The 14,070-nt window shown below is 59.3% G+C and carries 7 protein-coding genes and 1 pseudogene; all 8 read right to left on the bottom strand.

Translation table 11 applies throughout. The features are described from left to right. Positions 1-1,134 carry a methyl-accepting chemotaxis protein gene (locus ACWNZ1_RS04485; RefSeq protein WP_456027452.1) on the bottom strand — a complete coding sequence of 378 codons (1,134 nt, stop codon included), beginning with the start codon at positions 1,132-1,134 and terminating at the stop codon, positions 1-3. Beyond that, a pseudogene (locus ACWNZ1_RS04480) lies at positions 1,111-1,638 on the bottom strand (MCP four helix bundle domain-containing protein); the annotation flags it as partial. The gene ACWNZ1_RS04485 and the pseudogene ACWNZ1_RS04480, both read right to left, overlap by 24 nt. Before the next feature lie 519 nt (positions 1,639-2,157). After that, positions 2,158-2,799 (bottom strand): response regulator, encoded by a 642-nt coding sequence (locus ACWNZ1_RS04475; RefSeq protein WP_288913973.1) that lies wholly within the window; start codon positions 2,797-2,799, stop codon positions 2,158-2,160. A 195-nt stretch (positions 2,800-2,994) separates the two neighbouring features. Continuing rightward, positions 2,995-3,624: a response regulator transcription factor gene (locus tag ACWNZ1_RS04470; RefSeq protein ID WP_288913970.1), complete on the bottom strand. Its 630-nt coding sequence runs from the start codon at positions 3,622-3,624 to the stop codon at positions 2,995-2,997. Further along, positions 3,621-7,862 carry a PAS domain S-box protein gene (locus ACWNZ1_RS04465; RefSeq protein ID WP_456027435.1) on the bottom strand — a complete coding sequence of 1,414 codons (4,242 nt, stop codon included), beginning with the start codon at positions 7,860-7,862 and terminating at the stop codon, positions 3,621-3,623. Before ACWNZ1_RS04465 ends, ACWNZ1_RS04470 begins: the two co-directional genes overlap by 4 nt. Before the next feature lie 269 nt (positions 7,863-8,131). Then, positions 8,132-10,051 (bottom strand): diguanylate cyclase, encoded by a 1,920-nt coding sequence (locus tag ACWNZ1_RS04460; protein WP_288913965.1) that lies wholly within the window; start codon positions 10,049-10,051, stop codon positions 8,132-8,134. Positions 10,052-10,116: 65 nt separating this feature from the next. Continuing rightward, positions 10,117-12,972 (bottom strand): cellulose synthase subunit BcsC-related outer membrane protein, encoded by a 2,856-nt coding sequence (locus ACWNZ1_RS04455; RefSeq protein WP_456027434.1) that lies wholly within the window; start codon positions 12,970-12,972, stop codon positions 10,117-10,119. Then, positions 12,960-14,069 (bottom strand): cellulose synthase complex periplasmic endoglucanase BcsZ, encoded by a 1,110-nt coding sequence (gene bcsZ, locus ACWNZ1_RS04450; protein WP_456027433.1) that lies wholly within the window; start codon positions 14,067-14,069, stop codon positions 12,960-12,962. Before bcsZ ends, ACWNZ1_RS04455 begins: the two co-directional genes overlap by 13 nt. Position 14,070 lies beyond the last annotated feature (1 nt).

Genomic DNA, 14,070 nt, shown 5'->3' with positions numbered 1-14,070 from the left:
TCACTCCTGGAAACGCACGAAGCCAGTCGGTACAGCCAATTCACGAGAATGGCTGGCCGTCTTGCCAGGGATGGTTGCGGGCAGGCCCGCGGTCCGCAGGGTCCGGGGGCCGGAAGGGTTGTGTTCGTTTTCGCTATTGCTGGCGAGCGTGAAGAACCTCATCAGTTGTTGCAATTGCTCCGCCTGGCCGCTCATTTCCTCGGCGGTAGCAGCCAGCTCCTCGGAGGCCGAGGCGTTCTGCTGGGTAATCTGGTTGAGCTGGTTCATTGCCGTATTGATCTGAGCAACACCCGAGGACTGCTCCTCGGAAGCGGCGGCAATCTCCTGGACCAGGTCGCTGGTCTTGGCGATCCCGGGAACGATCTCGTCGAGCAGCCCCCCGGCGCGCTCAGCCAAGGCTACCGAGCCCTTAGCCACCTCACCGATTTCCTGGGCGGCAACCTGGCTGCGTTCCGCCAACTTACGCACCTCGGCCGCAACCACGGCGAACCCCTTGCCATGCTCGCCGGCACGGGCGGCCTCGATGGCGGCATTGAGGGCCAGCAGGTTGGTCTGGTAGGCGATGTCGTCAATGATGCCGATCTTGTCGGCAATGCTCTTCATCGCGGCAACCGTATCCTTGACAGCCCCACCGCCTTCGCGAGCCTGTTTGGCGGCACTGCCGGCCATGGCGTCGGTGGCCCGGGCGTTCTCGGTGTTTTGCTCGATGGAAGCGGACATCTGTTCGACCGAAGCGGAGGTCTCTTCGACACTAGCGGCCTGTTCGCTGGAGGCCTGGCTGATCGACTGAGCTGTCGCCGAGACCTCCTCCGAGGCGCTGGACAGGGCGTTCGCCGAGCCGCGCACTTCGTCGATGATCTGCGCCAGCTTCTCGACCATGCCCTTCATGGCGGCGAGCATACTCGCGCTGTCGTTAGGGCGTAATGATATCGCTACCCCCAGATCCCCACCCGCGACTTTGGACAGCATCTCAGCCGCATACGCCGGCTCGCCACCCAACTGCCTGATCAAGCCACGCGTGATAACAAAACCGATCAATGCGGAAATCAACACCGCGACAATCAACAAACCGATGAGGATCTGCTGCGCCTTGCTGGCGACTACATCACTTTCCTCATACGCATCCTTACTCAGCTGATCATTGACATCGACGATATCCGATAAGACGTCGTCGACGACCTGGAACAGTTGCGGAGTTTCACTGTTGAAGAGCTCGGTGGCCTGACGATTATCGACATCCGATAGGGCCAGGACTTTTTTGGCGGATGCTTCATAGAGAGGCCATGCGGCCTCGAATTTCTTCAGCAAATCCTTTTCGCGCTCGCTCAGGGAGGTTTTACCGTATTTGTCGAGCAACGCTTTGAGATTGACCTTGTTCATTTCCATGCCATCAGCGATCTTGGCCCGCTCGCCCTGATCAGAAGTCAAGTAATCGTAAACGCCACGGTTGTGATAAACGGCCTGTATGTTAGCGTTCGCCACATCCTTGATCGGCGTCAGATTGTTGGTGTAAATATCATTCAACATGGTATTGATGGTGTTGCTACCTGACAGCCCGACCAACGCGATAATAAGCGTAATCACTATGACCGACGCAAAACCTAAACCCAGTTTCATCGCCACGGTTAAACTTTTCATTGCATCACTCTCTTGATCGACTAACTACTTTCAAGACCAATATGCATGATGGATCGGTCGCCCCACGTGGGTGGGCAACATGATGCATTCCAACGCTGAGTGCTGAGATCATGCAGTGGGACTATTGACTCTGGCATGCGGCTGGCCTCGAATCGAAAGAGACGAGGCTAAATGACATCACCCATGATGCAGACCCGGTACAATGTTCAACTATCGGGTTAGCCTGCTTTTGAAGTAGGCATTGAGGTGAACGGGGTAAGCCCCCCCCTTACTCACCGCAAAAACAATCATGTTCATGGGCGGGCCGAGACCACTGAGCGTCATGTCCTGTCGGACACGGCGATACGTGGCCCCATTTAACTGGCTCCAACCGTATGAAATATTCGTAAGTTTGTACTTCGCATGAACTGTCGCGAGTTTTGCCCCCAGCCTGAGCATCGGACAAACTGAGTACAAAGGAATAAGTTGTAAGGCTGGACGCCCGCCTGGTGGCACAGTATTGGAAATAAGCGGGCGCTGTTATTGGATAAGTTGCTCGCTCACGGCGTAGCGGACGATTTCCGCATTGCTGGAAAAGCCCATTTTTTCCATGATACGAGCCTTGTGACTACTCACCGTCTTGCTGCTGATGGTCAGCAACGTGGCGATCCGGGTTACACTGGTGCCACCGGCAAGCAGGCGCAGTACCTGCAATTCACGTTCGGTGAGGGCACCATGATGGATGTGCTGGCTGCGTCGGCTGGCGTCGAGCGCCAGGTATTCGGCGATTTGCGGGTCAAGAAATCGCGCGCCAGAGGCCACGCTCCGAATCGCATCCCGCAACGTCTCGAATGAACATACCTTGCAAAGATACCCCGCGGCACCCGCCCTGATCGCATGCAGGGCGATCTGCGGCTCGTGATGCATGCTCAGGACCAGTATTTTCATATCGGGGTACTGGGCATGGATCCGCAAAATCGTCTCCACGCCGCTGAGCCCTGGCATGTTCACGTCAAGCAGCACCACGTCGATATTGCCCTGGTGCAATTTTTCCAACGCCATGGCGCCGCTGTCGGCCTCGGCCACAACCTGAAGGTCGCGGGCGAACACGAACATCTGCTTCAATCCCTCACGCATGAGCGTGTGGTCATCAGCAATCAGCAGGCGGATTTGTCTGGACATGCTTTATGGGCGCATTAACTGGGTGACCGGCGGCGAAAAAGTAGGCGCAAGACCAACGGAATGGTCTGAGCTGACGTCAGGATCGCACGCTGGTAGCGGATGGCCTACACACCTTAAGTCGTATTGCCCGCCAACACTTTAGGCTACCCGTTTGCCGATTCGCCCGTCTCTTCGCTTCCGGGCTCTTCCGGCAGGTCAAAGCAACTGGTGGGTCATCGCATAGCGGACGATATCGGCCGTGCTGATGAACGCCATCTTTTCCATCAGGCGAGCCTTATGGGTGCTGACAGTTTTATGGCTGATGATCAGTTCCGCCGCAATCTGCGAGACACTGAGGCCGCGGGCGAGCAGGCGCATGACCTGGAGCTCCCGGTCAGTGAGCGCATCGTGCTGGCTGCACGGCCCCAGACCTGTGGCGGCGAAGGCCATCTGCTCGGCCAACGCGGCGTCGATGAACCGTCCACCCGCCGCCACCCGGCGGATAGCACCCAGCAGCGTCTCGGGATCGCGGTCCTTGGTCAGATAACCGGAGGCGCCCGACTTGAGGGCACGCTGGGCAATCTGCACTTCGTTGTGCATGCTCAACACCAGGATCGGCAATGTCGGATAATGGGACCGTATGCGCGCGATCAAGTCCTCGCCGCAAATGCCAGGCATGTTCATATCCAGGAGCAACAGGTCGATGCCTTCCTGGCGTAGCCGTTCAAGCAGCAGGGCACCGTTCTCCGCTTCAGCCACAACCTGCAAGTCTCCCGCCAGCGCGAACAGTTGTTTCAGACCTTCGCGCATGATGGCGTGGTCATCTGCGATCAGTAATCGGATCATGGGACCTCGGAGTCTATTTGAAAGGGAATGCTCACATTGACACACGCGCCCCGCCCGGGGGCACTGTCCACCGTCACCGTCCCGCCGAGCATGTGTCCACGTTCACGCATGCCGAGCAGGCCAAGCGTGCCCTTGGCCAACTGCTTGGGATCGAACCCCCTGCCGTTATCACGCACCTGGATCATGACATGCCCCGCGCTGCGCTCCAGGCTGATATCCACTCGGGTCGCACGGGCATGTCGGGCGACATTGGTCAGGGACTCCTGAATAACCCGGAAAATCGCGGTGGCGCGCTCGTCGTCGAGCTCCAGTCGAGCCGAAGGTGCCCTCAGTCGACAGGGAATACCGGTTGTGTGCGAGAACTCGGAAACCAGCCATTCGAGCGCCGAGGTCAGGCCCATATTGAGCGCCGAGGGACGCAGGCTGGTGGCTACGTTGCGAACCACTTGAAGGATTTCGTCAATCCGCCCCATCAGTGCCTGGACTCGCTCCACCAGTAACGGCTGGTCGCTGCCGAACTGCAGGCGCAGCAGCGAGATACCCATGCGCAGGGCCGTGAGTTGCTGCCCCAGTTCGTCGTGGATTTCGCGGGCAATACGCTTACGCTCCTCCTCCCTCGCGGTTTCGCGATAGCTGGACAACTGGCGAAGTTGTGCATGGGATTCTTTCAGTTGTTCTTCTGCCACGCGCATGGCCGTGAAGTTACGCCCAACCGCGAGAATGCTGACTATTTCCTCGCGCTGATCACGCTCGGGGACCAGACGAATCTGATAACAGACGCTTTCCTCGCCCTGCTTCGCGGTAACCTCCAGGGTCAACTCCTCCTCGCTGGTCTTGCGGGTATGAATGAATTGCTCAAGTCTGTCCTGAAACAAGCGCGCCGCCTCTGAACCCGGCGATGCCTGGCATGAGGTCTTGCCCAACTGAAACTCCAGCGGCTGCCCCAGCATGCTTTGCGCGGCGGGATTGGCGTATTGGACACGGCACAACAGGTCGAACCGGGCAATGACATCGGGCGTGTTTTCGACCAGGGCACGGAACTCCTGCTCGCGGGCGTGGAGGATGCGTTCGGCGTGTTTGCGCTCGGTGATGTCGCGAGCAATACCAACGATTCGCCGGACACGCCCGCAAGGGTCGCGTACCGGAATCAACGTCGAATGAAACACCAGGGAGCCGCCGGGTAGATCAAGCTCATTTTCTTCGTCGATAGGAACACCGCTTTCTACACAACGCTGAAACTGGGCGATTGCACCCGTGCAAAGATGGGGCGGCAGCACTTGTTCAACGGGTTTGCCGACCACACTGGCATGCTCCATCCCGAATCCTCGTTCGAAGGCCGGGTTGACTTCCAGATAGCGAAAACCCACGCCATCCGTTACTTCGAGCAGGAACAGGGCATCGAGCGAGTTATCGAAAATATCCCGGTAACGTCGTTCGCTCTCAAGCAACCTAGTCTCGGCACGCTTGCGTTCTATCGCGATTGCCGACAGATGACTGGCCTGGCTAATCAACTTGAGATCATGCTTGGTGGGCAGTCCTGGTTGCCGTAAAAATATACATAATGTTCCCAAAACCTTGCCAACGGAGTCCTTGATGGGCTCCGACCAGCACGCTTTCAGGCCAATGTCGCTGGCCAGTGCCCGGTAGTCGCCGCAATAAGGATGAGTGGCCAGGTCTTCGGCAACTACCGTCGTACCGCGCCAGGCGGCAGTACCGCAAATGCCGATTCCTTCGCCTATCTCGACTTGTTGCAGGGCCTGCGTCTGCTCAGGCAACAGGCGGGGCGCCGAGGCGAGGCGCAAATAGCGGCCGTCTTCGTCCGCCAGCATGATACAGGCCAGGAAGTTCGGATGATCCTGTTCAATGTAGCTGGTCACCAGCGACAACACTTCCGGCAGCGGGGCGCCACGCGCCAGCCGCTCGAAAATACACAGCCGGGACTCTTCCAGACGTTCGTGACGCTTGAGCGCAGTGATGTCGTGTCCCTTGGCCAGAATACTGACCACCGCACCATCGGCACCACACTCGGCGATCAATTGGATCGCGTGTACAACAGACTTTCCAGTCCGTGGACATGACCATTTCAGAACGGTTTCCAGCGGCTCTGCGGTGGCGATGACCTGGCGTAGCAATCCAATGTATTGTTCGACCTTGCTATCGGCACTCCAACTGTCTTCGAGCCGTAGGCTCAAAGCCTGGGCCGCAGAAATACCGGTCTCTCGCTCATAGGCCGGATTGACATAGGTTCGCCGCAGATCGAGGTCATAGCGGATGATCAGGTTCAACGAGTTTTCGGCCAGGGCGCGAAATTGCTGCTCGCTGGTCAACAGCAGGTTTTCCATGCGTTTGCGTTCGCTGATATCGCGACTGATTCCGACGATACGGTAGATGTTGCCCTGTTCGTCGCGCACCGGAATAAACGCCGAAAAGGTCGCTATGTTTCCCGCTGGCAACTCAAGTTCCACCTCAAATTCGATCATTTGCGCGCTCGCCAGGCAGCGCTCAAGGGGCTCAAGTATTTTACGTGCTGTTTGCGCTGAGCTTGACTCACCGACGCATCGGCCGATCAGCTGTTTCCGATGAAAGCCCGACGAACGTTCGAACGCAGTGTTGATTTCAAGGTATCGGAAGCGCCGGTCTTCGGTCACTTCCAAGAGATAGAGACAGTCCGAAGAGTGGTCGAAGACTTCCTGGTAACGTTTTTCGGTGTAGCGCTGTGCCGCTTGCAACCGCCTGCGCTCGCTAATATCCCGGGCCAATGCCAGGATGTAGTTTTTGCCATCGAGTTTAAAAGAAGAGAGGCTGATTTCGATGGGAAAAATATCGCCTGTCTTGGTCCGATGACGGCTCTCTATGATTTCGGGAGGAGGATTCACAGTGACTGAAACATCGAACCAACGCGTGTGTATCTGCTCGTTGCTCCAGTCAGGCGCGATGTCGGCGACGGTCATGCCCAGCAACTCTTCCCGGCTATACCCCAAGCTTTGACAGGCTTCGCAGTTAACGTAGCGAAAACGGGCCTGTGCATCGACCAGGAAGGCCGCCTCATGCACCTGGCTCAGGGCGAAATCCAGCAAGGAAACGCGCTCCTCGGCCTCTAGAAGGCGGCTGAGGTCTTCGATCTGGACGATGAAATACAATGGGCTGGCATCGTGCTCCCGTATCACGCTGGCCGTCAGTTGCACCCACAGGTAATGGCCGGCGCGGTGCCGATAGCGACGCTCCAGGCGCAGATGGGGTATCTCCCCTTTGATCAGGCGCTGGGTATGGGTGTACCCCGTGGACCAATCGTCCGGGTGGATCATTGAGTCGTTGGTGATCAGCAGCAACTGCTCTTCACTGTAGCCGAGCATTTCGCACAAGTATGGGTTGACGCGCAGCCAATGGCCGTCCAGAGACAACAGCGCCATACCGATGGCCGCGGATTCGAACGCTACGCGGAACCGCTCCTCACTTTCCAGCAGGGCCTGTTCGGCCACTTTCCGCTCACTGATGTCATGCAGGAAACCGAACCAGACAATGGCACCGTCCGCCTCCCGCGTCGGCCTGGAACGTCCCTCGAGCCAGACTTCACCCTTGTACGGATGGCGGACCCGGTATTCGCACTGCCAGGGCGACAGGGACCGCGCCGATTCGGTGATTGATGCTTGAACCCGCTCAAGATCTTCAGGGTGTATACGTTCGAACAACACGCCGACGTCACGCTTGAGCTCCTGGACTGTCACGCCATAGTATTTTTCATAGCCAGGCGAAATCCAAGGCATGGAGAACGTGCCATCGGTACCCAGCCGGAAGGTACCGATGATGCCTGGAGCGGTTTCGGTGATCCGTTGCAGCCAATCATCCCGCTCGAGAAACTCGTCCATACCTTGCGGGTTTTCAACCGGGACGATTTCGATGAGTGACAAGGTCCCCACCGCCGCCAGTTTACTGCGCCCGTGCAACAAGTGCCCGTGCTTGTGCCGATAAGCCAGCTCCATGGGGTTGTCAGCGAGGCCTACTGGCAAGCCTTGACCACCCCGATCGGTCAGATGAAGTAACTCACGAAACGCAACCCCTGACACATCCGCTAGTGGGTAGCCGAGCAGCTCAGTAAAAGCGCTGTTGGCCTTCAATATCCGCCCTTGTTCATCGAGCAGCACCAGAGCGCAGGACACCAGATCGAAAGTAGCCCCGAACAGTTGGGATTGCGCCATCGGTGCGTTTAACTCATCCGTTTCCGTAGGGAGCAGCATCATTTGTACTCTCGAGAGTTGCTTATGAAGAGGGACTTATCCGCGGCTCCTCGTAACGGCAACGCCAATTTATTCTGTTGTCTTGGGAATTTTTTGCTTCACTCAAACAGACAAATTATGACCTCCCGTTACAACTATCGGCACAGTATTCATTTGCTATAACGTTTGTACGTTTTTTTGCCCCGGGCATCCATTGGACTTTCGGTGATGCACCGCTCGCTCTCCGACGCCAACCCACGCCGCCTGCAACCACTGTCGCGGCTTTCGAAACGTCAGTGAACATCCGCCAGCACCGCCCGATTACGCCCCTGGTCCTTAGCGTTATAAAGCGCCTGGTCGGCTTGTTTGAGAAGATCAGCGACTGCCCCGTCCTTGGTAAAGGGCATGACCGCCAGGCCGATGCTCACGGTGACCATGCCCAAGGGCGACGTCGCATGCGGCAGCGCCATGCTTTCCATCGCCAGGCAAACTGCCCGGGCGTGTTCCAGTGCCTTTTCCGTATTGGCGGTAGTGGTGATGAGCACAAACTCTTCACCGCCGTAGCGCGCCACCAGATCACCGGCACGCTGGGCATGGTCCGTTAGCGTGCGGGCGACACTGCGCAGGCAATCGTCACCGGCCTGGTGGCCGTAGTGGTCGTTGTATTTCTTGAAGTGGTCTACGTCGATCAGCATCAGCGACAGCACGGTGTCGGCCCGCAACCCCCGACGCCACTCACTGACCAGCGCCTCATCGAAGCGCCGACGATTGGCGACACCGGTCAAGCCATCAGTATTGCTCAGCTCATACAGTTGTCGATTGGCTTTTTCGAGTTCGGCGGTACGGTCCTGCACCTTGAGCTCCAGATGCTCCTGAGCGTCCTGGACCCGCTCGGCCATGTTGGCAAAGGCGCGGGCCAACTCGCCAATTTCGTCGGGGGACTGGGTGGGTAGCTGCTGAGGCCGCAAGCGCTCCTTGCCGATACCCAGTTGTCGCGTCGCCTGGATCAAGCGGGCCAGCGGCAGCGCCACCTGTTTTTGCAGAATGGACCGCAGGATAAAAATTTCCACCAGCAGGGTCAGCAGACCGAGCACAATGACGATGAGCAGGTTATCAAAGATGGCCGGTATCATCAGTGTTCGCGGATAGTGCACAGCCAGTACCCAGGGTGTTTCGGGAATGAAACCCATCGCGACGATGTTGTCCGGTGTCTGGACGATTCGCGCCTGGCCCGGCGTGAGATCGGCAATAGCGTCAAGCAACGGATAATCCTGAGCCATCTTGAGCGACCGGATGGACGCCTCGCCCGCACTGCTTTTGACCTCCTCCATCGCGGCGGGATGATAGATCAGCGTACCCGCCCCATCAGCGATGAACAGCGAGCTGTACGCGCCCTTCATGGCAGGCTTGGCAATCCGTTTCATCAGTTCATCAAGCAGCACATCAACAGCTGCCAGAATGGAATGCTTCCCAGAGGCATCGGCTACGTCGGCGGTCGCGATGGTTGTCATCCAGGCGTTGTTGGAGTAGTCCCAGTACATGCGGGTGAACAACGTGTCGTTGGTCGGCGTACCAAAACCGCGTGCATAAAATTCGTAGGTTTCAAGCTTAAGCGCATCCGGTCCCGAGTAAGTGAATACCTTGGCAATGTCGGCGTCCTGATAGATGGGGAAGCCTTTTTCGGGCACCACGCCGTAGAAATTGAACAGCCTACCCTTGGTGCTCGAACCATACTTGTGAGACAGCAGATACGACAGTGCAAATCGTGCCTGGGTGTTGCCATCGGGGGCGATATCCGGTGAATAAGTCGCCGACATACCGGCAAAACGGCGCCCATCGGCCAGCGGCTCGCCTTCAAACAACTGCGGACGTTGCGTATAGGAACCGTCCTCGTGACGGTAGAAAATCTGCCGGAAGTCGTTGATCAGGGTGGTTTGCATGCCCGGACGGGCCAGCGTCTCCTTGAACTCCCTGAGGAAGTTTTGCTGCAGGTCCTTGATTTCCCGAAACGGCAAGGACTCGCGTTGCAAGGATTGCTCGGTCGAAAGCAGCAACTGCCCGGTCACTTCTCGCTCGATCGAGGATGAGTTGACGTGGTAGGAAATCGCCCCCGCGCCCAGCGACACCAGACCAATGCGCAATACAGCAAGACGCAGGGCCCGCGTGGTCAACGAATGTTTGTGGGCCACGGCACTGGAGTTATCTCGCACCATCTATCGATTTCCTCTGCCACCATCTCCCGATGGCGGCGGTTGACCACATGAAGTTCGGTGAACGATCAGCGCATTTGCGCATATGGCAACAGCGGCTCGACCGGCAAAGGCAGGTTGCCTTGCCACGGGTCGAAGGTGTAACGCAAGTACAACAAGGCCCGACTGGGCGCATAGTCCTCGCTGTAATGCCAGGCCAATCCGCCGCCGAGCACGAGGTGATCCGAAAGACGGCGCTCGACCAGGCCTTGCACACGCACGTTGGCACCACGGGTGCTGCTCGCGCTCTTGACCTGATTCACATCATCGGCAACGAAACCCGCCTGTTCGATACGGCCCAGCCATTTCGCCCCCGCGCCTTGCAGCGGGTAGAGTTCGCTGGCCTTGGTCGTTGCATAAGCCCAGCCTAGCGAGCCTTCCAGCCGAACCGACCAGTCGGCGTTGCGCCAAGCGTAGTCGAGTGGAACACCCACCGAATAGAAAGACTGCGGGCTGTAGTAGCCGCCCTGCCCCAGGGTGAATTCGCTCAGGTCCTTGTCATAATGCCAATACATCAGCGTCAGGCCGCTGCGCAGGCGCTCGTCGGCCCGTTCGATCAGGCTGTAGTAGTAACCACCCGTCGCTGAATGACGACGGTTATCGGCGACGTTCTCGCCACGCAGCCAATGCGCGCCGAGACTGGCCCAGACGCCGTCCACCGCGCTGGTGGCGTGGCTTAGATCAAGGCGCAAGCCATTGCTGGTCACACCGCCCCAACGCACGCCGCTGACGGGATCAACGGTTCCGGCGTGGGACAGCAGCGAATCGCTCACGGGCCGACGAGAGGCGCTCAGTTTCCAGTTCAGGCTATTCCAATCACTGGCGAAGCTGACGCCGCCCAACCAGTTCGCAACGGCGAAGCCTTCGGCGGAATGACCGACATCCACTGCCCACCGCTCGTCCTGCCAACCCATTGCCACGGTGCCGCCACGGGCATGTTGCGCGCCGCCCCGGCACCCGTCGGCCACCACCGCGCCGGTGGTGCGATTGCGCAGGCGCAACGCGCAGGTACCGAATCTTTCTCGGTGCAGACCGTCGGCATCGGTGTCGAAGCGCCCGGCATCGAAATCAAGGTTTTCAGCCGTGACAAAGCCCTTGCCTTGGGCGATCGGCGCTTCGATGCGCAGGATGGAAGTCCGAGCCAGTAAATCGGAGATACCCGGCGTGGTGTTGTCGGAGCGCCAGGCGATGTCATGGTAGAGATGCAGGGTCGGGTTCTGTTGCTGATAGAGGCTTTCGACTTCCTTGCGCAGGCTACGCGCCAACCCGTCGTCGGCATCCTTCTCGCGACTGGCCAGGGTCAGCGCGCGATCATCGCGGGGGGCGGCCTGAGCGGGGCTCAGCAAGCCGGTAGCCGCCATGCCGAGGGCATATTGATCCAACGCCGCTTGAGGTTGTTGTCTGGCCAACAACCGGGCCTTGTCACGAGAGGTGTTCGCCCGCGCCAGCATCTGACGACGCTGCAGTTGCCCGTCCAGGTCATGCATGGGCTGACTCCAGACCTGTCGGGGGATGTGCGTCAGCGCGTCCAAAGCTTCGCTGTCACGGCCATTGGCGCTCAGGTACAGGGCCTGGGCGTAGCGCGCCTGTGGATTGTCGGCTTGACGCGCCATGAGCTGGCCGAACGTTTCATCGGCCGCGCCGGTCTTTCCAAGGGCCTGCTGGGCCTTGGCCAACCGAAAGGCCAGCCAGGGATCGTCAGCATCGAGTGCCCGGGCCTGGCGCAGCAGGCTGTCGACGAGCCCCCAATCGGAGCGTTGCGTGGCGGCATCGGCCTGAGCATTCAAGCGCGCAAGCGCCAGACTGCGACGCAGCGCCAGGAACTCACGCTGCTCACGAGGCGCCAAATCATCGAGAAACGCTTCAAGCGTGTGCGGCGACTGCGCCTGGTACAGACGGACCAATGCATACAAGGCCCTGGCATCGTTCGGCCTGATTTTGCGGGCCTGCTCGTATGCCTTCGCGGCGCGAACCGTCTCCTTGCGGCGCATGGCCTGGTCACCCTGGTTCAGCAATATCGCAACGGGGTCAACGGCTTTGGACTTTCGCTGTCTGGCTCTGGCCGCGGCCTGCAAAGCGGGATCAGCCAGTCGCTGCTGCTGATGTTGCAGTTGCGCGGCGGCCTTGGCCTTGAGGGGCGAGTCAGGGTAGTGCCCCAGGAAATCCCGCCAATGGCGCACGCTGTTCTCACTGATTGGCAGGCGACTCACGTAGTTGTATTCCTGCTCGGCGGCATCGTTGCTCGCCAGCGGAACACTCGCCATCCGGCGCAGGATTGCCAGGCCCTCGGCTTCTTTTTTCTGCGCCAGGAGCAGGTTCGCGAGCACCAGCCGTAACCCGGTGTTGCCCGGATACTGACGATCCAATGCCCGTAGCTGCTCGATGGCCAATGTTTGCTGGCCGGCCACGCCGCCGCGCGCGCGCCAGTACTCCAGGGCGCTGGCAAGATCCGGAGGCACCTCCCCGAATAACTGCTGGTACACCCCGACGGCTTCTTGCGCCTTCCCCGCCGTTGCCAGTTCACGCGCTTGATACAAGCCCTTCTGTCCTTCCGGACTTTGCAGCGTCATCAATTTTCGTGCCTGGGACAACTCTGGAGAGTCCGGCGCCTGCAATTGCAACCTCTGCAGCAATCCCTCGGCCTGCACCCGGTCTTGTTGCAGCAACGCCTGGCGAATCCCGGCGACCAGCACTTGAGGCTGATCAGGCGCGATAAGATTGAGTCGCGCCAACGCATCCCGGACCAGGTCTTCCCGGTAAAGCGCTTCGCCAACACGCATCTGCTCCATGATTCGTTGTCGTTGCTCGATCGGGCCCGCGGACTGAGCCAGGGTGGGTCCGCACAAGCATCCCAGCAACAGCGCCCATCCCGTTATTTTTTGCATGGGCGCGTCCAGGTCGGAATCAAACGTCCGCGAGCGTCGAAACGATACCGGCGCTCATCCCAGCCCTGGCCGAACAACATCAGGGACCGGTTGTAATAGGCATCGGGCGCGGGCGATTCCTCGCGCAGCCGTTCACGTTGCGCTTTCAATGCTTGCGCGTCCCCAGGCGCACTGGCGAGCATGGGCAGCAGTGCCGCGGAAAACCCAACCGGGCCTTTGCCAACCTCGACACCGGTGTGGGTATCGACTTTTTCCGGTACCGCCCCCAGGCGTTTCGTCAACGCCAGCATGGGTTGGAAATGTTCGATCAGCTCAACCTTTCCTGGCGCGTCCTCGGCCAGCATGCCGAGCCACAGGTAGACCCTGATCGCGTCATAGCTGCCCTTGGCGCCTGTCACGCTATCGGCGGTCCAGCCCTGCCCTGTTCGCCACACCAACCAATCGGGAGCCAGCCCGTTGGGTGAGCCTTGCACCAGCAAACGCTGTGCGTTGCTCTCAAGCTCGCTCCATACCGGCGCCACTTGGGCAAACCGGGCGAGCAACTGCGGGGGCAGGTAGCTGGGGTTCAAGCGCCAACCGTCGGTGCTGTCAAACCCCTGCCCCCCCGGGAGCAGCATCAGGCCCAGCCCGGGCAGCTTGCGCAGACTCTGCGCGGCGCTAAGCCAGAGGATATCGAGCCCCAACTTTTCGTATGCGGGTTGACGCCAGAGTCGACCGGCTTCCAGCAGGCTGTAGGCAATCCACAGATCGGAGTCGCTGGCATTGTTGGCGTCAAGCACTTGCCAGTGTCCACCCTCGCCACGCCCCCACTTCCAGGCGGGCAACTGGCGGGACAGATCGCCGCCGGCCAGATTGTCCTGGGTCCAACGCAGCATCCGATCGAAGCCCGCCCGATCATTGGCCACCAGCGCGAAGAACAGACCATAACTCTGCCCTTCGGAGGTGGTAATCCGTTGTTCGGTAGAAGGGTCAACGACTCGGCCGTCAGCACTGACAAACGCCTGTCGGTAACTTTCCCAGGCCGGCCAGCCGCACTGCGCCGCGCTCGCCGGGCCAACGACAAACAGCATCAACAACAGCGTAAGGAAACCTTTCATG

It is taken from the genome of Pseudomonas sp. CFBP 5748, assembly GCF_053850495.1.
Note: the sequence above shows the minus strand (reverse complement) of the source record. Positions and strands in the feature narration are given on the sequence as shown.